This window comes from Streptomyces sp. NPDC002868 (assembly GCF_055563295.1).
Window position 1 is genome coordinate 78,736 of record NZ_JBVHDR010000016.1, and the last position, 21,419, is coordinate 100,154.

Below are 21,419 nucleotides of genomic sequence, written 5' to 3' on the forward strand. Positions count from 1 at the left end.
CCATCGGCGCGGTTCGCGTGCGCTCCGTCTGCGTTCCGTTGATCTCGCTTCCCAAACGCCCGATCCATACCCCGGAAGCTCGGCACCGCGAATTCAAGGCCTGGATGCGGTCGGTAAGTCTGCCGGCGCCCCCGGGCACTGGCCGCGCCCCGTTGAACTGCCCGCCACAACAGACTGCGTGACCCGCCGCGGGGCGACTCCGTCGGAAGTCGCCCCGCGGGGGCGTTGCATCTGCTCGCTCGCTTCCCCGTCGTACGTGGTGCGTGGTGCGCCTTGACGAGACCGAAGCGCCCTGCGGCAGGCGGCGCCTCAGGGCAATGCATGCGCCAAGTCCAAGCTCGTCAGGCCGCTTCGGACGCTCAGGCCCGGGAGGCCCAGCGTCTGGACCGCTGCGGCCCCGACCCACGAGGCGACCCGGCCGCACAGGACGGGCGACCGTTCCGCAACGCAGAAGCCAACTACATCGATGCTTCCGCCTGGACGGGCACGCGGAGGGCAGCGGCGAGTGCGACCCGCTGGCGATGCCGCACTCGCCACGAGAGCATCGCCGCCGCACGGAACGAGTGATCCGCGAGGCGGCGATGTCCGGCCGGCCCCCGGGACCGTAACGGGGCCGGCAGGCTAGTCGGCCGAACGCAGCTCCATCGTGCAGCACTTCACACTTCCGCCGGCCTTGAGCAGTTCCGACAGGTCGACGCCGATCGGGTTGAAGCCCCGGTTGCGCAGCACCGCGGCGAGGCCGGTCGCGTTGTGCGGCAGCACGACGTTGTAGCCGTCGGAAACCGCGTTGAGGCCGAAGACCGCGGCGTCGGCGTCGGTGGCGGTGATCACGTCCGGGTACAGCCGCTGGAGGACGGCGCGGCTGCCCGGGGAGAAGGCCGCCGGGTAGTAGGCGATGGTGTTTCCGTCGAGGACGGTGAGTGCGGTGTCCAGGTGGTAGTAGTTCGGATCGACGAGGCGCAGGCTGATCACCGGCCGCTCGAGGAACTCCTGTGCCTCGGCGTGCGACTGCGGGTCGCTGCGGAAGCCGGATCCCGCGAGCAGCCAGTCATCGGTGACGAGGTAGTCTCCCTCGCCCTCATTGACGAACCCTGCTCTGCGCAGGTACCTGAAGCCGCGGTCGCGCAGCCAGTCGTGGTGGGCCGCAGCCTCGTCGGCGCGCTCGGCGTTGTGGAAGCGCGCCACGAGGGCGCGTCCGTCGACGACCGTGGCGCCGTTGGCGGCGAAGACCATGTCGGGCAGGCCGGGCAGGGGGTCGATCGTCTCGACGGTGTGGCCGAGGCTCAGGTAGACCTCGCGCAACTCTTCCCACTGGGTGATGGCCAGTTGGGTGTCGACGGGCTTCTTCGGGTCCATCCACGGGTTGATGGAGTAGACCACGTCGAAGTAGGTGGGCCGGCACATGAGATAGTGCCGCGGCCGTGCTGTGCGCATGAGTGCCGATCCCCTGATCGTCAAGGACGGCTGGTGAGGTAGCCACCCATGGAGGTGAAGTACTCGGTCGCGGGCATTTCCCGGCCGTCCTCGGTCCGTACGCGCGTGACGGCCAGGCCGTGGTTGCGGCCCGTGCGGGCGTCGGCTCCGGCGACGATCACCACCCCGTCGCCCTCGCGGTAGAAGATACGGCCGGGAGTACCGCCGTAACGGCCCTCGGACACGACCGCGGCCAGTACCTCCAGGCGCTTGCCCTTGTGGAAGGTGAACGCGCCCGGATACGGCGCGGACTGGGCCCGGACCAGGCGCTCCAGGTCCTCGGCGGGCCAGTTCCAGTCGACGCGAATGTCCTCTTCGGACCGCTTGTGGAAGAAGCTCGCCTTCGACCGGTCCTGCTTGGTGAAGTCGGTGCGTCCGGAGGCGATGAGGCCGAGCGCGCCGGTCGTGACCGGGGCGATGAGGTCGACGGTCTTGTGGAACAGATCGGTGGCCGTGTCTGTCGGCTCGACCGTCACTGCCCGCTGGAGCACGATGTCGCCGGCGTCGAGCTCGTCATCCATCAGGTGCGCGGTGACGCCCACTTCACGCTCGCCGTTGATCAGGGCCCAGATGAGCGGGGAGAAGCCGGCGTACGCGGGCAGCAGCGAGTCGTGAACGTTGAGCGTGCCGTGGCGGGGGAGGTTGAAGATGCGCGGAGGTATCCACGTCCGCCAGTTGTTGGCCACGATGATGTCCGGGTCGGCCTCCTTGAGCTGCTCGAACAGCTCCTCGTCATCGGGGCGGTTGCGGATTAGCACGGGAACGCCGTGCTCTTCGGCGAGGTCGGCGACCGAGTCGCTCCAGATCTTCTCGTAGGCGTGCTCGCTCTTGGGATGGGTGACGACCATCACCACGTCGTGCTCGGAGTCCAGGAGCGCTTGCAGGGTGCGGTGGCCCCAGGTCTGATAACCGAACATGACGACCCGCATGGGGTTCCTCCTCTGAAGAGCGATTGACCAGCGCCAAGTAAAGCAAGCCTTACCTAAGGGCGCAACTGCCCTGATTCTAGGCATTGTTTGCCGTCATGATCTATGATTTGTTCGTTTTGCCCGGTCGACAGGCTGGCTAGATCAGGTTAGCTTTACCTAAGTTCCGCTCGGCCGCCGCTCGTCGGTGTGCCCTGCTTCCGATTCTTCTTCGACGCCTGACAGGCGGCTGTCCCGCACGATGGGAGTGACATGTCACAGGCTCTTCCTGGTGACGCACCGGTGATCCACGACCTCATAGGCATCGGCTTCGGGCCGTCCAATGTGGCCATGGCGATAGCGCTCAGCGAGCACAACGCACGCGTCGGCAGGGAGGAGGCGGTCACTGCTCACTTCTTCGAGCAGCAGCCGCGCTTCGGCTGGCACCGGGGCATGCTGTTCGACGACGCGACCATGCAGGTGTCCTTCCTGAAGGACCTGGTGACGCTGCGCAACCCTGCCAGCGAGTTCAGCTTCCTGTGCTACTTGCAGAGCCAGGGACGGCTCATCGACTTCCTCAATCACAAGAACCTGTTCCCCCTGCGGGTGGAGTTCCACGACTACTTCGAGTGGGCCGCGGCGAAGGTCGACGACATGGTGTCCTACGGGCACGAGGTGGTCGCCGTGCGTCCCGTCGTGTGCGACGGAGTGGTGGAGTACGTGGACGTGACGGCCCGTTCGGGGTCGGAGCTGGTGGTCCACCGGGCCCGCAACCTCGTGATCAGCACGGGCCTGCGTCCGTACATGCCGGAGGGCGTCGAGCGAACGGACCGCGTCTGGCACAACTCCGACCTGCTGAAGCGGGTTGACGGACTGGAAGGCGCCCGGCCGTCCCGCTTCATCGTGGTCGGCGCCGGCCAGAGCGCGGCCGAGAACGTGGCCTACCTGCACCGGCGCTTCCCCGAGGCCGAGGTCTGCGCCGTCTTCTCCCGCTACGGCTACAGCCCGGCCGACGACAGCAGCTTCGCCAACCGCATCTTCGACCCTGCGGCGGTGGACGAGTACTTCACGGCCCCGGACGAGATCAAGCGCAAGCTGATCGGCTATCACGGCAACACCAACTACTCGGTGGTGGACATCGATTTGATCGATGACCTGTACCGCCAGTCGTACCAGGAGAAGGTCCTCGGCACCGAGCGGCTGCGGTTCCTCAACGTCTCCCGGCTCACCGACGTGGTCGAGACCCCGGACAAGGTCCGGGCAACGGTCGAGTCGCTGGTCACCGGAGAGAAAACTCCGCTGGACGCAGACGTCGTGGTGTACGCCACGGGCTACCGGCCCGCAGACGCACTCGGGCTTCTCGGCGAGGTCGAAGGCTACTGCCACCGTGACGACGAGGGCCGGGTCCGTGTCGAGCGCGACTACCGCGTCGCGACCGACCCCGCACTGCGGTGCGGCATCTACCTGCAGGGTGGTACCGAGCACACGCACGGAATCACGTCGTCCCTGCTGTCGAACACCGCGATCAGGGTCGGCGAAATCCTGGAGTCGGTCCTCGGCAGGAGCCTGAAGTCTGTCGACGACGAAGCCCGGCAGGTCGCCGACGGGATCGGCACGCCCGCCTAGGGGCAACCTCTGGTCCACCCCCCCACACCGCCCTGCCCTGCCTGGTAGCGCCGTTGTACCGGGCAGGCGAGGCATGCACCCGTGAAACCCCCGTGAAAGGAAACACCCTGTGTCCGCTGGTACACGCCCCGCGCTGACGAGGATCGTCAGAAACATCCCCCGCGTGGCCGTCGCCGCCGTAGCCGCATTCGCCCTGACCGCCTGTGGGGGCGGCACTGAGAAGGCCGAGTCCAAGCCGTCCGGGGAGGCGAGCGCGAAGTCCGCGGCTTTCCCGGTCACCGTCGATCACAAGTACGGCAGCACGAAGATCGAGGCCGAGCCGAAGAAGGTCGTCACCCTCGGTCTGTCGGACCAAGACGCGGTGCTGGCGCTCGGTGTCAAGCCGGTCGGTTCGGTGGACTGGTTCAAGGAGCAGCCGTACGGCAAGTGGCCGTGGGCCAAGGAGTTGTGGGGGTCCACGCCGCCGCAGATCGTGGGTGAGCGTGACGAGTACAACATGGAGAAGATCGCGGCGCTCAAGCCGGATCTGATCATCGCTCAGTACTCGGGCATGAAGAAGGAGCAGTACGACACGCTCTCCAAGATCGCCAAGGTGGTCGCCCAGCCCAAGGGCCACGAGGACTACCAGGCACCGTGGCAGGTCATGACGAAGCAGATCGGGAAGGCTCTGGGCAAGGACGCCGAGACCGAGAAGCTGATCGCCGGCATCGACGCGCGCTTCAAGGCCGTCCGCGACAAGCACCCCGAGTGGAAGGGCAAGACGGTCACCGTCGGCGAGCCGTACGAGCCGGGCAAGTTCTCCGCGTTCTCGCCCAAGGACCCGAAGGTCATCTTCCTGACCGAGATGGGCTTCGCCACCTCCGAGACGTACCGCAAGGCGCTGGGCAAGGAGAACATCGCCGACCTCAGCTCGGAGCGTCTTGATGTCATGGAGGCCGACCGTACGGTGTGGCTGGGCACTCCTGAGACGGAGAAGGCCATGAAGGCCGACCCGCTCTACAAGAAGACCAAGGTCCACCAGGAGAAGCGGGATCTGTTCCTGCCGTACGACAGCCCGGACATCGGCGCCGCGCTGTCCTTCAACACCGTGCTGAGCATCCCGTACGCCATCGACGAGGTCGTGCCGATGCTGGAGGCCATCAAGTAACCGAGGCGTCGGCTCCCTCCTCAGCCACGTCCCGCAGCGCGCCTGCCCGGCGGCCGTCCCCGCCGGGCAGGCGTGGGCGCACTGCGCACTCCCCGTGGAAGACCGCTGTCGGCCGCCGTCTCCGGGGCAACGAACCACCCATCACTGACACACCACCAGGGAAAGGCCAACCGAACGATGTTTGACGCCGAGTCGGACCGGACATCCGCTGCCGGGATCCCCGTCACCGGTGGGCAATCCGGCATCTGGCTTGCCCAGCAGATCGAGCCGGACAGCTCGGCCTACAACGTCTCGTTCGTCCTGGATCTGCGCGGTGACATCGACCTCGACCGGCTGACCGCCGCCGTACGGCGGGCCGTCGAGGAAGCCGAGAGCCTACATGTGCGCGTCAGCCCCGAGGACGGGAAGCCGCGGCAGACACCCATGCGGTTCCCCGTCGACGTTCCCACGATCGACCTGCGGGACGAGCCCGATCCCGACAGCGCCGCCGCCGACTGGATGGAAGCCGACCGCGACCGGCCCGCCGACCTCGCTCGTGCCTCGCTCTTCGCCCACGCGCTGCTCAGGCTCGCGGACGACCACGTCCTGTGGTACCAGCGCTACCACCACTTCGTCGTCGACGGCACGGGCATCGCACTGATCACCCACCGGGCCGGTGAGATCTACACCGCCAGTGAGCCGGTCGGTGACGCCGACTGGGAGCTGTCCCGGCTGGTGGACTCCGACCGGGCCTACCGCGAGTCCGAGCAGTACCAGGCGGACCGCGCGTACTGGCTGAACCGGATGGCCGACCGTCCGGAGCCCGTGCGCCTCGTCGAGCGCGCGCCGACGCAGATGACGCGGCGGGTCCGGCGTACGGCGGAGCTGTCGCCGGAGAACACCGCACGGCTGCGCGTCGCCGCGGCGGGCGCGGGCGTTCGTCTGTCCCGTCTGCTGGTGGCGGCCGTGGCCGCCTACGTCCACCGAGTGACCGGCGAGCAGGACCTCGTCCTCGGCCTGCCGGTCACCGCCCGGTCGGACGCCGAGTCGAGGGACGTTCCCGGCATGGTGTCCAACGTGCTTCCGCTGCACGTCGCCGTCCGCGCCGACATGACCGGCTCCGAGCTCGTGCACGCGGTGCGGCGCGCGATCGCCGAGACGGTCGAACACGGGCGCTACCGTGCCGAGGACCTGGCGAGGGACCTGGGGCTCGTCGACGGCGTACCCGAGCTGGTCGGCCCCACGGTCAACGTCCTGCCCGGCGGCGAAGGAATACGATTCGGTGACCATGAGGCCGACCTCCGGCCCCTGTGGCTCGGCCCGGTCAGCGACCTGGCGGTCACCGTCACCGAGTCCCGGGCGGGCCGGGGCATTCGTATCGACCTCGACGCGGACGCGGAGGTGTGTGACCAGCGGACGCTGGACGACCACGAGCGCCGTTTCCTCATGCTGCTCGACACCCTGGCCGAGAGCCTGGACCGCCCCCTCGGTCACATCGAGCTGACCTCCGGTGCCGAGCGGGCCCAGCTGCTCGACGCGTTGGGGGTCGCACCGCGTGATGTTCCCGAGCTGTCGTGGCCCGCGGCGTTCGAGGAGCAGGTACGCCGCACGCCGGACGCCGTCGCGCTCGTGTGCGAGGACCGGGAGCTGTCGTACGCGGAGCTCAACGCCGCCGCGAACCGGCTGGCCCGCCTCCTGATCGCGCGCGATGTTCGGGGCGAAGATGTCGTCGCCGTGGCGGTCCCGCGCTCGCCCGAGCTGGTGGTCTCCCTGCTGGCGGTGATGAAGGCGGGGGCGGCCTACCTGCCGCTGGACGCCGACCACCCCCAGGACCGGATCGCCTACATGCTGTCCGACGCCGGTGCGCAGACCGTCGTCACCACCCGCGAGTTGGCCGGCGAACTGCCGCAGGCAGCCGGGGTCGTACACGTCCTGCTCGACGACCCGGCCGCGGTCGCGGAGTCCGCCGCACTGGACGCCTCGGACCCCGGCCTGCCGATCGCCCTGGACCACGCCGCGTACGTCATCTACACCTCGGGCTCCACCGGCCGCCCCAAGGGCGTCGTGGTCTCGCACGACGGGGTCGGCAGCTTGATCGCCACCGCCACCGATCGGATCGGTATCGACGCGGACAGCCGCGTCGTGCAGTTCGCCTCGGCCGGCTTTGATGTGACGGTCTGGGACCTGATCATGTCGCTGTGCGTCGGCGGCAGGATCATCATTGTCCCCGCCGAGCGGCGGGTGTCCGGGCCTGCACTGACGGACTACATCGAGGAGCACCTGGCCACCCACATGATCCTGCCGCCGTCCCTCGTCTCGGCGCTGCCGCAGGACTGTGAGCTGCCCGAGGGCGCGGTGCTCGTCGTCGGTACCGAGGCGGTGCCGAGCGAGCTGATCGCCCGCTGGTCCGAGCGGCTCCAGGTCGTTGTCGCCTACGGCTTGACCGAGGCGACGGTCAACTCGACGCTGTGGCTCGCCCAGCCTGACTGGCAGGGGCCCGCGCCGATCGGCCGACCCGACCCCAATACCCGTGCCTATGTGCTGGATTCGGCGCTGCGCCCGGTCCCCGTGGGCGTCGAGGGCGAGCTGTATGTCGCCGGGCGCGGCCTGGCCCGCGGCTACCTGGGCAGGCATGGGCTGACCTCGGAGCGGTTCGTCGCCGACCCGTTCGGCCCTGCTGGCACGCGGATGTACCGCACCGGCGACCGCGTCCGCTGGAGCACCGACGGCAACCTGGAGTTCCTCGGCCGCGCGGACGGTCAGCTCAAGATCCGCGGACACCGGATCGAACCGGGCGAGATCGAGAGCGCGTTCATGGCCTGCCCCGGCATCGCCCAGGCCGCCGTCCTGGTGCGGGAGGACCACCGGGGCGCCAAGCGCCTCGTCGCCTACCTCGTCGGGGGCAGCGGTGCGGACGCCGACGCCTCCGTGGCGGCGGCGCGGGGACAGGTCGCGGAATCGCTGCCGGACTACATGGTGCCGTCGGCCGTCGTCCTCATGGACGGCCCGCTTCCTCTGACGCCCAACGGGAAGCTCAACAGCCGGGCCCTGCCCGCGCCGCAGTGGACCGCCATGGGCGGCGAGGACGCACCGACGACACCTGCAGAGACCGCTCTCGCCGCGCTGTTCGCCGATGTCCTGGGCCTTCCCTCGGTGGGGGTCCACGACAGCTTCTTCGAACTGGGCGGAGACAGCATCGTCGCGATCCAGCTGGTCAACCGCGCCCGCGGGGCGGGGCTGGCGATCACGCCGCGCGATGTTTTCCGCAGCCGTACGGTGGCGGCGCTCGCCCGCGTCGCCGACGCCGCGGATGCGCCGCAGCGCGAGAGCGATGCCCTGCCTGCCCCGTTCTCCCTCGTCGCTCTGACCGATGCCGAGCGTGCCGAGTGCGCCTCCGCTGTGCCCGGCCTCCTCGACGTCGTACCGGCGACCCCGCTTCAGGAGGGGTTCTTCTTCCACGCCTCCGTCGACGAGGGCGGGGCCGACGGCTACGCCGTACAGGACACCCTCGAACTCGCCGGTGACGTGGACGCCGAGGCCCTGCGGGCGGCGACGCAGCGTCTGCTCGACCGGCACCCCCTGCTGCGCGCCGCCTTCCGGCAGCTTCCGGACGGCCGGATCGTGCAGCTCGTCGGAGAGCGTGTCGAACTGCCGTGGCGCTTCGCCGACCTGGCGGAACTCGACGCGGCACAGCAGTCCATCGCCGTCGACGAGATCACGGCGGAGGAGCGGGCCGAGGGATTCGACCTCGGGGTCCCGCCGCTGATGCGGGCCGCACTGATCCAGCTCGGCGCGCAGCGGTCCCTCCTGGTCCTGACCATGCACCACATCGTCGTGGACGGCTGGTCGGTCTCGCTCGTCATGCGCGAGCTGCTGGGCGGCTACCGGCTCGGAGCCCAGGCCGAACGGCCCGTACCGGTCGATATCTACCGGGCGTACGCAGGCTGGCTCGTCGGCCGCGACCGGGAGCTGGCGCGACGTGCGTGGCGCGACGCGATGGCGGGCCTCGACGCCCCGGCCAGGCTGCCTGTCCGCCCCGGGGGCCCTGGGGAAGCCGGCAAGGTCACCCTTGAGCTGTCCGTCGAGGACACGGCCGCGCTCACGGCGCGGGCCCGTCAGCTCGGGCTGACCCTGAGCAGCGTCGTACAGGGCGGGTTCGGTCTGGTGCTCGGCGATGTGGTCGGTTCCCACGACCTGGTCTTCGGGACCACGGTCTCCGGCCGACAGGCTGCCGTCGAGGGTGTCGAGGCGCTGGTCGGCCTGCTGATCAACACCGTGCCCGCGCGGTTGCGGTGGCGCCCGGAGCAGCCGCTCGCCGAGGTGCTGGCAGGCTTCCAGGACGAGCAGGCCGACCTGCTGGACCACCAGCACCTGGGGCTCGCCGACATCCAGCGTGCCGTGGGCCGGGGCGACCTGTTCGACGCACTGGTCGTGGTCGAGAACCTGCCCGACGCGGGGGAGCCCGCCGACCCGGCGGGCCAGGTCCGCATCGTCGGCTCGCACATCCGGGACGCCGTGCACTACCCGCTGGCGTTCACCGTGCTGCCGGGTGAACGGCTCCAGCTGCGCCTCGACCACGACCCAACTCGGTTGGACGCCACGGCCGCCCAGCGGTTCGCCACCCGGCTCCGGGCACTGCTCGACCAGGTGATCACCGACCCCCGGCTCCCGGTGGCCCAGCTGGCCACGCTCCAGGCCGACGAGCTGCGCACCACCCTCGGCCTTCTGAGCGGAGCACACCACGCGCTGCCCGACGGCACGGTGCACGGAGCCTTCGCCGAGCAGGCCCGCCGGACCCCCGACGCCACCGCGCTGATCCACGACGGCGGGCACACGACCTACGCCCAGCTCGACGCGCGGGCCGAGGCGCTCGCGCACCGCCTGCTGGCCCAGGGCGTGGCCTCTGAATCCGTCGTCGCCGTCGCCGTACCCCGGTCGGCCGAGACACTGGTCGCCCTGCTCGGCGTGATGAAGGCGGGTGCGGCCTACCTGCCGGTCGACGTCGACTACCCGGCCGACCGGGTCCGCTACATGCTCGCCGACTCCGGGGCGCGGACGGTCGTGGCGACCGAGGAGTCCTTGACTCGCCTGCCCGAACTGGAGGGCATGACGCGGGTCGTGGTCGGCCGGGGCGAGGACGAGTCCGCCGCGCCCGCGCCCGTACGCGTCACCGTTCACCCCGACAGCCCTGCCTACCTGATGTACACCTCGGGCTCGACCGGCCGCCCGAAGGGGGTCGTGGTGCCGCACCGCGCGGTCGTCGGCCAGCTGTCCTGGACCGCCGAACGGTTCGGGTTCGGCCCGGGCGAGCGGGTGCTCCATCAGTACTCGACCAGCTTCGATCCGTCGGTGCAGGAGATCTTCGCGCCGCTGCTGACCGGCGCCACCGTGGTGATCGCCCGGCCGGACGGCCACCGCGACCCGGCGTATGTCGTCGAGCTGATCCGCCGTGAGCGGGTCACCAACGTCGACCTGGTGCCCTCGCTGTACGGCGCGCTGCTGGCCGAGGAGGACACGGGTCGGGAGCAGTGGTGGGCGAGCCTGCGCAGGGCGTTCAGCGGCGGCGAGGCGCTGCCGGTGCCGCTCGCCCGGTGGTGGCAAGAGCGCACCGGAGTGCCCCTGTTCAACGTCTACGGGCCGACCGAGGCCGTCATCCAGGTCACCAGCTGGGAGGCCGGTGCCGAGCCGGGCGAAGAGGGCACCGTGCCCATCGGCCGCCCGGTGTGGAACACCCGGCTCTACGTACTCGACCGGTACCTCCGCCCCGTCGCGGAGGGCGAGCCGGGCGAGCTCTACATCGCGGGCGCACAGCTGGCCCGCGGCTATCACGGACGTACCGCGCTGACCGCGGAGCGCTTCGTCGCCGATCCGTTCGGCGGTCCGGGGGAGCGGATGTACCGCACCGGAGACATGGTTCAGTTCAGTGGAGACGGTGTGCTCACCTACCTCGGGCGCACCGACCACCAGGTCAAGATCAGGGGAAACCGGGTGGAGCTCGGTGAAATCGAAGCAAGGCTGCGCGAGGAGCCGGCCGTCGGCGATGTGGTGGTCGTGGCACGCGACGACGACCGGGGCGTCAAGCAGTTGGTGGCCTACCTGGTCCCCGCAGCCGGCGCACGCCTTGAGGTCACGGCCGTGCGCGATGCGCTGAACGGCTCGCTTCCCGCACCCATGGTGCCGAGTCACTTCGTGGAGCTCGACGCGCTGCCGCTGACCCCAGGCGGGAAGACCGACCACAAGGCTCTTCCCGCCCCTGAGGTCCGTAGGCGGCAGGGCCGCACCGCGCGCGAGGGCTACGAGCGGCAGCTCTGCGCGATCTTCGCCGACGTGCTCGGGATTGACGAAGTCGACGCGGACGAGGACTTCTTCGTCCTCGGCGGGGACAGCATCCTGTCCATGTCGGTCTCCAGCCGCGCCCGCAGGGCCGGCCTGGCGGTCAGCCCCCGGGACGTCTTCGAACACCGCACGCCGGCCGCGCTGGCGGCCACCATCACCGGTACGGAGGACACAGCCACTGCGGCGGTCGCCGACTCCGACGGTGTGGGCGACGTCCCGCTGCTGCCCATCGTCCACCAGCTCCGGGAGGACGGCGGTCCGATCGACCGCTTCAACCTGTCGATGCTGCTCCAGGCGCCGGCCGGTGCGGACGCCGACGCGCTGACGCGGGTCCTGCAAGCGATCGTGGACCATCACGACGCTCTGCGGCTCACGCTCTCCCGCATGGACCTCGGCCCGGCGATCCCCTCGCTCTGGTCAGCGCAGACGACGGCCGTCGGCACGGTGGACGCGGGCGCGCTGCTGCGGCGGGTCGCCGTACGCAGCCTCGACGACGCCGGACTCCGTACGGCGATCGCCGAGGAGTCCGACGCCGCCGCCTCCCGGCTCGACCCCGACAACGGCGTCATGGTGCAGGCCGTCTGGTTCGACGCGGGCGCCGGCCGGCCCGGCCGGCTGCTCCTCGTCGTTCACCACCTGGTCATCGACGGCGTGTCCTGGCGCGTGCTCCTCGGGGACCTCGCCACCGCCTGGGACGCCGTATCGCGCGGCGAGCGGCCCGTCCTGGAGCCGGTGCCCACATCCCTGCGGCGGTTCGCCCGGGACGTCACCGAGCAGGCGACCTCACCGCAGCGGCAGGCCGAACTGCCGTACTGGGCCAAGACCCTGGCACCCGGAGCGGAGCTCGTCGCCGGCGCCACCCGTACCGGAACGGCCGGTTCGGCCCGGGAACACGTCGTCACCTTGCCCACTGAGGAGACCCGGGCGCTGCTCACGGCCGTGCCCGCCGCGGTCGGCGCCGATGTCACCGAGGTCCTGCTCGCCGCCCTGCGCCTGGCCGTCTCCCGCTGGCGCGCCGAACGGAACGGCGACCTGCCGGTGGACGGCGACCTGCTGGTCGACCTCGAACGCCACGGCCGCGACGGCACCGCGCTGGACCTGGCGCGCACCGTGGGCTGGTTCACCAGCCTCCACCCCGTACGCCTCCCCGCCGCCGACGACGCACTCGACGCACTCAAGCTGGTCAAGGAATCCGTACGGTCGGCACCGGACTCCGGCGCCGGATACGGCTTGCTGCGCTACCTCAACCCGCAGCTCGCACCCGTCTTCGCCCAACTGTCCACTGCCCAGATCCTGTTCAACTACTTCGGCCGCCTCCCCGCCGAGCAGACCCGCGACTGGGCCCCCGCCGTCGAAGCCGACGCGCTGTCCGTCGAGCCCGACGCCGGCCTCGCCATGCCGTACCCGCTTCAGATCAACGCGGTGTGCGCGGACACCCCGGGCGGACCCGAGCTGCGTGCCACCTGGACCTGGCCGGAGGGCGACGCGCTGACCGAGGAGGACGTGCACGTACTCGGCCGCGCCTGGGCCGACGCGCTGCACGACCTCGTCACACGTACGGACCGGCCCGGGACCGTGCCCGCGCTCACCCCGTCGGACGTGCCGCTGGTCATGCTCACCCAGACCGAGGTCGACCTGGTCCAGCACGTCAGCCCGGCGCCCGTCGCCGACATCTGGCCGCTGTCGCCGCTCCAGGAAGGCATCCACTTCCACGCCAGCTACGACACCTCCGCGCTGGACGTCTACACCGCACAGGACACGTTCGACTTCGACCACCGGCTTGACGCCGACCGGCTCCGTGCCGCCTGTGCGACGCTGCTGCGCAGGCACCCGAGCCTGTGCGCGGGCATCACCAGCGACGGCCTGCCGGAACCGGTGCAATTCGTCTGCCACACGGCCGAGCTGCCTGTGCCGCTGACCGAAGTGGACCTGACCGGCCTGAGCGAGCAGCAGCGGCAGGCACGGCTCGCCGAGATCGCCGAGACCGACCGGCGGCAGCGGTTCGACCTGGCCGCGCCCCCGCTCTTCCGGCTCAAACTGATCCGGCTCACCGAGAACACCGACCGCCTGATGCTCAGTCACCACCTGGTGGCCTGGGACGGCTGGTCGCAGTCCCTGTTCCTCGACGAACTCCTCGGGCTGTACGCGACGTCGGGCGACGACTCCGCACTGCCCGTACCCGGCAGCTACCGCGACTATCTGGGCTGGCTCGACGGACAGGACCTCGACGCGGCCCGCGAGACCTGGCGCAAGGCCCTGGCCGGACTCGACGAACCGACGCTCGTGGCACGCAACCGGGGCGACGAGCCGACGATCCCCCGCCGCCGCGCCCTCAGCCTCGGCCGCGGGGTGAGCGACCGGCTGCGGGCATCCGCCCGCGAGGGCGGTCTGACGATCAACGCTGTGCTGTCCGCCGCGTGGGCGCTCGTCCTGTCCGCGACCGTCGGCCGACACGACGTGGTGTTCGGTGCCACGGTCGCCGGACGCCCGGCGGACGTGCCCGGGGTCGACTCGACGATCGGCATGTTCCTCAACACCGTGCCCCAGCGGATCACGCTCGACCCGGCCGAACCGGTCGGGGAGCTGCTGCGCCGGATCCAGTCCGAGCGGGTCGCCCTGATGGACCACGAATACCTGGGCCTCGCCGAGCTCCAGCGGGCCAGCGGCCACACCACCCTCTTCGACACCCTGTACGTGCTCCAGAACTTCGCAGACGAGGGCGCGTTCCGGCAGCTGACCGAGCGGCACGGCATCGCCGGGGTGGGCAGCGTGGACGCCACCCACTATCCGATGACGCTGATCGTCAACCCGGCCGAGACCGTCCAGGTGAAGCTGGAGTACCGCCCGGATCTGATAGACGACGAGCAGGCCGCGGCCACCCTGGAGCGCTTCGGCACCCTCGTGGAACGCCTGATCGGCGATCTGGCGGCCCGCGTCGGCACCCTGGACCTGCTGCTGCCCGGCGAGCGCGAGACCCTCGCCGCCGACTGGGCGGGCAGCCGTGACACCGTGCCCAACGAGACCGTCGCCGACATGCTCGCGGCGCAGGTCGCCCGTACCCCGGACGCGGTGGCGCTGGTGTTCGGCGAGCGCGCCCTGACGTACGCCGAGCTGGACGCGCACATCAACCGGCTCGCCCGGCTGCTGCTCGCCCGGGGCGCGGGACCGGAGAAGGTCGTCGCCCTCGCGCTGCCGCGCTCCATCGAGATGGTCGTCGCCCTGTTCGCCGTACTGCGTACTGGCGCCGCGTACCTGCCGCTCGACCTCGACCACCCGGCCGACCGGCTGCGCCTGATGGTCGAGGACACCGGGCCCCTGTGCCTGCTGTCCACGACCCCGGTCGCCCCGACGCTGCGCGGGGGCGCGGGGCCCCTCGCTCCCGAAATCCCGCTGGACGACCCGGCCGTGGCGGCCGAGCTCGCCGACCTTCCGGGCGGTGAGATCACGGACGCCGAGCGTCCCGCCTTCGCGCACAGCGTGGCGGACCGGCTGGAGTACCCCGCCTACGTCATCTACACCTCCGGCTCGACCGGCAGGCCCAAGGGCGTCGTCACCCCCTACCGGGGACTGACGAACATGCAGCTCAACCACCAGAGGGAGATTTTCGACCCGGCGATCGCGTCGGCGGGCGGACGACGGCTGCGCATCGCGCACACCGTCTCCTTCGCCTTCGACATGTCCTGGGAAGAGCTGCTCTGGCTCGTCGAGGGACACGAGGTGCACGTCTGCGACGAGGAGCTGCGCCGTGACGCCGAATCCCTCGTCGCCTACTGCGACCGGCACCGTGTCGACGTGGTCAATGTGACGCCCACCTACGCCCAGCTGCTGATCGAGGAGGGCCTGCTCGACCAGGACGAGACCGCCGGCAAGCACCGGCCGGCACTTGTTCTGCTCGGCGGCGAGGCCGTGTCCGACACGGTGTGGACCCGGCTGCGCCGCACCGAGGGCACCTACGGCTACAACCTGTACGGGCCCACCGAGTACACGATCAACACGCTCGGCGGCTCCACCACCGACAGCGCGACACCGACCGTCGGCATGCCGATCCGCAACACCCGGGCCTATGTGCTCGACGCGATGTTGCGCCCCGTTCCGCCGGGCTGCCCCGGTGAGCTGTACATCGCCGGCACCGGCCTCGCCCGCGGCTACCACGACCGGGCCGGACTGACGGCGGAGCGGTTCGTCGCCGACCCGTTCGGTGCTCCCGATGGGCCCCTCCTGCCCTGGGGGTCCCCCCGGACGAAGTCTGGGGGAGGGCAAGGAGGGAGGATGTACCGCACCGGCGACCTCGTCCGGCAGCGGCCGGACGGCCTGCTGGACTTCCTCGGCCGTACCGACGACCAGGTCAAGATCCGCGGCTACCGGATCGAACTGGGCGAGATCTCCACGGCCTTGGCCGCGCACCCGGAGGTCGCGCACGCCGCGGTCGTCGTGGCGGAGACCGCCGGGACGAAGCGCCTGGTGGGTTACGTCGTACCGGAGGAGGGGACGGAGGCCGGGGACGCCCTGCTCCAGCGGCTGCGCGACCACCTCAAGGCCGGGCTGCCCGACTACATGGTCCCGGCGGCCCTGGTGACGGTGGAGACGCTGCCGCTGACCGTCAACGGAAAGCTCGACGTCAAGGCCCTTCCGGCACCGGACTTCGCCGGACCTGGCACCAGCCGCCCGCCGCGGACGGCGCAGGAGGAGATGCTCTGCGCGCTGTTCGCCGAAGTGCTCGGCCTCGCCGAGGGCAGCGTCGGCATCGACAGCAACTTCTTCGAGCTGGGCGGCCACTCCCTGCTGGCCACCAGACTCATCAGCCGCGCACGCACCGCGCTGAACGCCGAGCTGGCGATCCGCGACCTCTTCGAGGCGCCGACCGTCGCCGAGCTGATGGAGCGGGCGGCGGGCTCGGCCACTGCCGCCCGCCCCGCGCTCACCGCCGCTGCGCGGCCGGAGGAGCTGCCGCTGTCCCACGCCCAGCAGCGGCTGTGGGTCATCCAGCAGATCGAGTGCACCTCGGCCGCGTACAACTTCCCGCTGGTGATGCGGCTGCGCGGGGCCCTGGAGCGCGACGCATGGCAGGCCGCGCTCGCCGATGTGACGGAACGTCACGAGGCGCTGCGTACGGTCTTCACTGAGCGGGACGGCCAGGCGGTCCAGTGCGTCCTGTCCGCCGAAGAGGCACACCCGGTCGTGGAGTTCCTCCGCGCCGCCGAGGACGAGGTGAGCGGCATCATCGACGCCGCCATCAACCGCCCCTTCGATCTGGCCACCGAGCTGCCGCTACGAGCGACGATCGTCGAGGTCGCTCCCGAGGACCACGTCGTCGTCCTGCTGCTGCACCACATCACCACGGACGAGTGGTCGGACCGGCCGTTCCTGCAGGACCTTGCCGTCGCCTACGCCGCCCGCCGGTCTGGCACGGCACCCGAGTGGGAGCCGCTGCCCGTCCAGTACGCCGACTACGCGCTGTGGCAGCAGCGACTGCTGGGCGACCCGGCCGACCCGAAGAGCCTGGCCGCCCGCCAGCTGGAGTACTGGCGTACAACGCTGGAGGGTGCCCCCGAGGAGCTCGAACTACCCACCGACCGGCCCCGGCCGGCCCGGCCGGCCTTCTCCGGCGCCGAGCTCGACATCGAGTTCGACGCCCCGGCCTACCAGGGGCTGAAGGGGCTGGCCCGGGAGAGCGGCGCCAGCATGTTCATGGTGGTGCACGCGGCCGTGGCCGCGCTGCTCCACCGCATGGGCGCCGGTACGGACATCCCTCTCGGCTCGCCCATCGCCGGGCGGAGCGACGAGGCACTGGACGACCTGGTCGGCTTCTTCGTCAACACGCTGGTACTGCGCACCGACCTCAGCGGCGACCCGAGCTTCACCGAGCTGCTGGCGCGGGTCCGCGACACCGACCTGGCCGCGTTCTCCCACGCGGACGTGCCGTTCGAGTCCGTCGTCGAGAAGCTGAACCCGACGCGCTCGCTCGCCCGCAACCCGCTGTTCCAGGTGATGGTCGGCTACCACAACCGCACCGGGGACGAGCTGGAACTGCCCGGCCTCGGGGTGGAGTACGTGCCGTTCCGGATCCGGTCGGCCAAGTTCGACCTGGTGTTCAGCTTCACCGAGCACGTGGACGCGGCCGACGGCGACGAGGGCGGTGCGCTCAGCTGCCGCCTGGAGTTCGCCACCGAGCTGTTCGACCAGGACACCGCCGAGCGGCTCGGCGACCGCCTCCGCAGGCTGGTCGCGGAGGTTGCCGCAGCGCCGGAGCAGCCGGTCTCCCGGGTCGGCGTACTCGCCGCCGACGAGCGGCAGTTGGTCCTGGAGGGCTTCAACGCCACCGAGCGGGCGGTCGACGAGTCCTCGCTGCCGGCGCTGTTTGCCCAGCGGGTCGCCGAGCGGCCCGACGCGGTGGCTGTCGTGGAGCGCTCCCGCTCGGTGACCTACGCACAGCTGGATGCTCGCGCCAACCGCATCGCACGGCTGCTCGCCGCGCGCGGCGTGGGCGCCGAGAGCGCGGTCGGCGTGGCCGTGCCCCGCTCGGTCGACATGGTCGCCACGGTGCTCGCGGCGCTGAAGCTCGGCGCCGCGTTCCTCCCGCTGGACCTGGTCCACCCCGGCGACCGGCTCACCTACATGATCGAGGACTCCGGGGCCACGCTCGTCGTCGGCACCGAGCCGGTGGCCGGGAAGATCCCCGAGGTGGCGGATGTACCCGTGGTGCTGCTCGACGCCCCGGAGACCGCGTCCGAGCTCGACCGGCTGCCCGAGTCCGCCGTGGCCGGCCTGCCGGTCAGCCTGGACCAGGCCGCCTACGTGATCTACACCTCCGGTTCGACCGGCCGCCCCAAGGGCGTGGTCGTCCCGCACGAGGGAATCGCCAGCCTGGTCGCCACCGCGGTGGACCGGATGGGCCTGGAACGCGACAGCCGGGTACTCCAGTTCGCCTCGATCGGCTTCGACGTCTTCGCGTTCGAACTGTCGATGGCGCTGTGCCACGGCGGCCGACTCGTCCTCATCTCCGATGAGGCGCGGGTCGCCGGACCGGCGCTCACCGACTTCCTCGCGGACCAGCGGATCACCCACATGATCCTTCCGCCATCCCTGGTGTCGGCGCTGCCCATGGGCTGCGAGCTGCCCGAAGGGTCGACCATCCTGGTCGGCACCGAGACGGTGCCGCCGGACCTGTTCGACCGCTTCGGCACCACGGTCAATCTGATCTGCGCGTACGGACTGACCGAGGCCACGGTCAACTCCACGCTGTGGCCCGCCCGGGAGCAGGGCGGACGACCCACCGGTCGCGTGCCCATCGGGCGGCCCGACCCCAACACCCTCTGTTACGTGCTGGACGCCGGTCTCCGCCCGGTCCCGCCGGGCGTGGTGGGGGAGCTGTACGTGTCGGGCCGCGGCCTCGCCCGCGGCTACCTGGGCCAGGCGGCGCTGACCTCCGAGCGGTTCGTCGCCGACCCGTACGGCCCGCCCGGCAGCCGGATGTACCGCACCGGCGACCGTGCCCGCTGGCGCAGGGACGGCAACCTCGACTTCCTCGGCCGGGTCGACACCCAGGTGAAGATCCGCGGCTTCCGCATCGAACTGGGCGAGATCGAGGCAGCACTCGCCGGACACCCGGCGGTCAGCCAGGCCGCCGTGGTGCCCGACCGCGACGGCGACATCGTGCGGCTGGTGGCCTATGCCGTACCGGACACTGGAGAGCTGGACCCGCAGGCTCTGCGCGCGCATGTCGCCGGGCTGCTGCCCGAGTACATGGTGCCCGCGCTCGTGGTGCCGCTGGACGGTTCGCTGCCGCTGACCCCCAACGGGAAGCTGGACCGCAAGGCGCTGCCCGCACCGGACTGGTCGGTGATGACCGGTGACGCCCGCCCGGCCACCGAGACGCAGGCCCGCCTGGCGGAGCTGTTCGGCGAGATCCTCAAGCTGGAAGAGGTCGGCATCCACGACAACTTCTTCGCGCTGGGCGGCCATTCGATGGCCTCGATGCGGCTGCTCGGCCGCATACGCGCCGAGTTCGGGGTCGAGCTGAGTATCCGGGACGTCTTCGACGCGCTGACCGTCGCCGGGATCGCGGCCAAGCTCGAGGGAGCGGCGGCGGCCCGGCCGAGGCTGCGCCCGGCCGGGGACCGCGGAGACGGTGCCGCGCTGTGGGCCGCCCCTGTACAGAAGTGGCAGTGGGCCTCGTACCGTCGGCACGCCGGCTTCGACCACGCGCTCGTCCTGCGCTCGCCCGGTGGGTTGGACGCGGACGCCCTCGCCGCCGCCCTGGCCGATGTGGTCGTCCGGCACGAGCCGCTGCGCACGGCGTTCGCCGAGCGGGACGGGACGGTGTACCAGCAGGCCGCCGAACCGCCGGTCCTGGCTCTGGAGGAGTGCGCGGATCTCGACGCACGCCTGGCCGAACTCGCGGCCCAGGCCCCGGACCTGGGGCACGAGCCGCCCCTTCGGATCCGGCTGCTCACCGATACGGACGGCGCGCAGGCGGTGCTGCTGACCATGCACTACCTCGCGGTGGACGAGTGGTCGGTGGTGCCTCTGTTCCGTGACCTCACCACGGCGTACGCGGCGCGTACGGACGGCCGGGAGCCCGCGCGAGAGCCCCTGCCGGTGACGTACGCCGACTACACCCACTGGGCGCACGAGGTGCTCGGCGACCTCAACGACCCCGACAGCCTGGGCGCGCGGCAGCTCGCGTACTGGCAGCAGACGCTGAAGGACGTCCCGCGTGAGCTGGCCCTGCCGACGGACCGGGCGCGTCCCGCCGCGTCCGGCCAGACCGGCCACGGCGGTGACTACGTCGGGTTCGTCCTCGACGAGCGCCTGCACGCCGACGTGGACGAGCTCGCCCGGACAACCGGCACCAGCATGTTCATGGTGCTGCACTCAGCCTTGGCGGCGCTGCTCACCGCCCACGGAGCGGGCACCGACCTGCCGATCGGTACGATGGTCGCCGGCCGGGGTGACGACCAGCTGGCCGACCTGGTCGGCTGCTTCCTCAACACCCTGGTGCTGCGCACCGACACTGCGGGGGACCCGACCTTCGCGGAGTTGCTCACCCGGGTGCGGGAGACGACGCTCAGCGCCCTGGACCGGCAGGACGTCCCGTTCGACGAGGTCGTCCGGGCGACCGGTCTGCCGCCGGAGGGACCGCAGGTCATGGTGATCCACCATGAGCAGGCGGACCTCGGGCAGTTGGAGGGAGGCATGGGCTCGTTCCACGCCGTACCGACCGGCTCGGCGCGGGCGGAGTTGACGCTCAGCTTCTACGAGCCGCACGGCGACGGCCCGGTGCACTGCGAGCTCATCCACGCGACAGAGCTGCTCGGCCCCGCCAAGGCGCGGCAGCTCGCCGACGAACTTCAGGTGCTGCTGCGGAACGTGGTGGCCGACCCCGAACAGCCGCTCTCGGAACTGTTCACCGTAATGTCCATGAGGAGTGACAACGCATGACGACCAACCCGTTCGAAGACCCGCATGGCCGCTTCCTGGTCCTGGTCAACGACGAGAACCAGCACTCGCTGTGGCCGTCCTTCGCCGAAGTGCCCGCCGGGTGGCGGACCGTCTTCGGCGAGGACAGCCGGGAGGCGTGCCTCGCCTTTGTGGAGGCCAATTGGACGGACCTGCGCCCCGCGAGCCTGATCGCACAGCAGGGCTGACCGACGCGTCGACGCAGCAGCAGGGATCTCGCCGCCTGTCCCGAGGAGCTTCTCCTCACGGACAGGCGGCGAGATCTGTTTCAGGGCCGCGGCGCGGGCTCGTCCGCTGTGAGATATCCCAACAAGCGGCCTGAGGTTCCCCTCTCATTCACCTGGTGAACTGCCTGATCGTTTCTGCATGAGAACTACTCACGAGTCGGCCGAAAGGAGTTCTTCTTGGTGAGCCTTATCGGACCGGTGTGGCGGTCCTACTGTCCCTGGTGACCAGCCGGCGGCGCTCAACAACCCCATTCGTCTTCGACGAAG

The 21,419-nt window shown here is 70.8% G+C and carries 6 protein-coding genes; 4 read left to right on the forward strand and 2 right to left on the reverse strand.

Annotated features, from left to right (window positions below; translation table 11 throughout):
- Nucleotides 1-621 precede the first annotated feature (621 nt).
- Entirely contained in the window at nucleotides 622-1,434 is an 813-nt protein-coding gene (ddaH, locus tag ACZ3H8_RS34120) for a dimethylargininase (protein ID WP_467408358.1), read from the reverse strand.
- A gap of 20 nt (nucleotides 1,435-1,454) precedes the next feature.
- Nucleotides 1,455-2,402: a methionyl-tRNA formyltransferase gene (locus ACZ3H8_RS34125; protein ID WP_467408361.1), complete on the reverse strand. Its 948-nt coding sequence runs from the start codon at nucleotides 2,400-2,402 to the stop codon at nucleotides 1,455-1,457.
- Nucleotides 2,403-2,651: 249 nt separating this feature from the next.
- Here ACZ3H8_RS34125 and ACZ3H8_RS34130 point away from each other — a divergent pair, with 249 nt between their 5' ends.
- The 4 genes from ACZ3H8_RS34130 (at nucleotide 2,652) to ACZ3H8_RS34145 (ending at nucleotide 21,113) form a co-directional block, all read left to right on the forward strand.
- A complete protein-coding gene (locus ACZ3H8_RS34130; RefSeq protein WP_467408362.1) occupies nucleotides 2,652-4,004 on the forward strand; it encodes a lysine N(6)-hydroxylase/L-ornithine N(5)-oxygenase family protein in 1,353 nt (450 codons plus the stop codon).
- Between the two features lie 109 nt (nucleotides 4,005-4,113).
- Nucleotides 4,114-5,151, forward strand: coding sequence for an iron-siderophore ABC transporter substrate-binding protein (locus ACZ3H8_RS34135; RefSeq protein ID WP_467408365.1), 1,038 nt, complete (start codon nucleotides 4,114-4,116; stop codon nucleotides 5,149-5,151).
- Nucleotides 5,152-5,328: 177 nt separating this feature from the next.
- Nucleotides 5,329-20,907 (forward strand): non-ribosomal peptide synthetase, encoded by a 15,579-nt coding sequence (locus ACZ3H8_RS34140; protein ID WP_467408366.1) that lies wholly within the window; start codon nucleotides 5,329-5,331, stop codon nucleotides 20,905-20,907.
- Nucleotides 20,904-21,113, forward strand: a complete 210-nt coding sequence (locus ACZ3H8_RS34145) for an MbtH family protein (protein ID WP_467408369.1) — start codon at nucleotides 20,904-20,906, stop codon at nucleotides 21,111-21,113. The genes ACZ3H8_RS34140 and ACZ3H8_RS34145 overlap by 4 nt, the downstream gene beginning before the upstream one ends.
- Nucleotides 21,114-21,419 lie beyond the last annotated feature (306 nt).

Excerpts from the sequence above, each read along its gene's own strand:
- ddaH (WP_467408358.1), bottom strand. The coding sequence starts at position 1,434 with ATGCGCACAGCACGGCCGCGGCACTATCTCATGTGCCGGCCCACCTAC.
- ACZ3H8_RS34125 (WP_467408361.1), bottom strand. The coding sequence starts at position 2,402 with ATGCGGGTCGTCATGTTCGGTTATCAGACCTGGGGCCACCGCACCCTG.
- ACZ3H8_RS34130 (WP_467408362.1), top strand. The coding sequence starts at position 2,652 with ATGTCACAGGCTCTTCCTGGTGACGCACCGGTGATCCACGACCTCATA.
- ACZ3H8_RS34140 (WP_467408366.1), top strand. The coding sequence starts at position 5,329 with ATGTTTGACGCCGAGTCGGACCGGACATCCGCTGCCGGGATCCCCGTC.
- ACZ3H8_RS34145 (WP_467408369.1), top strand. The coding sequence starts at position 20,904 with ATGACGACCAACCCGTTCGAAGACCCGCATGGCCGCTTCCTGGTCCTG.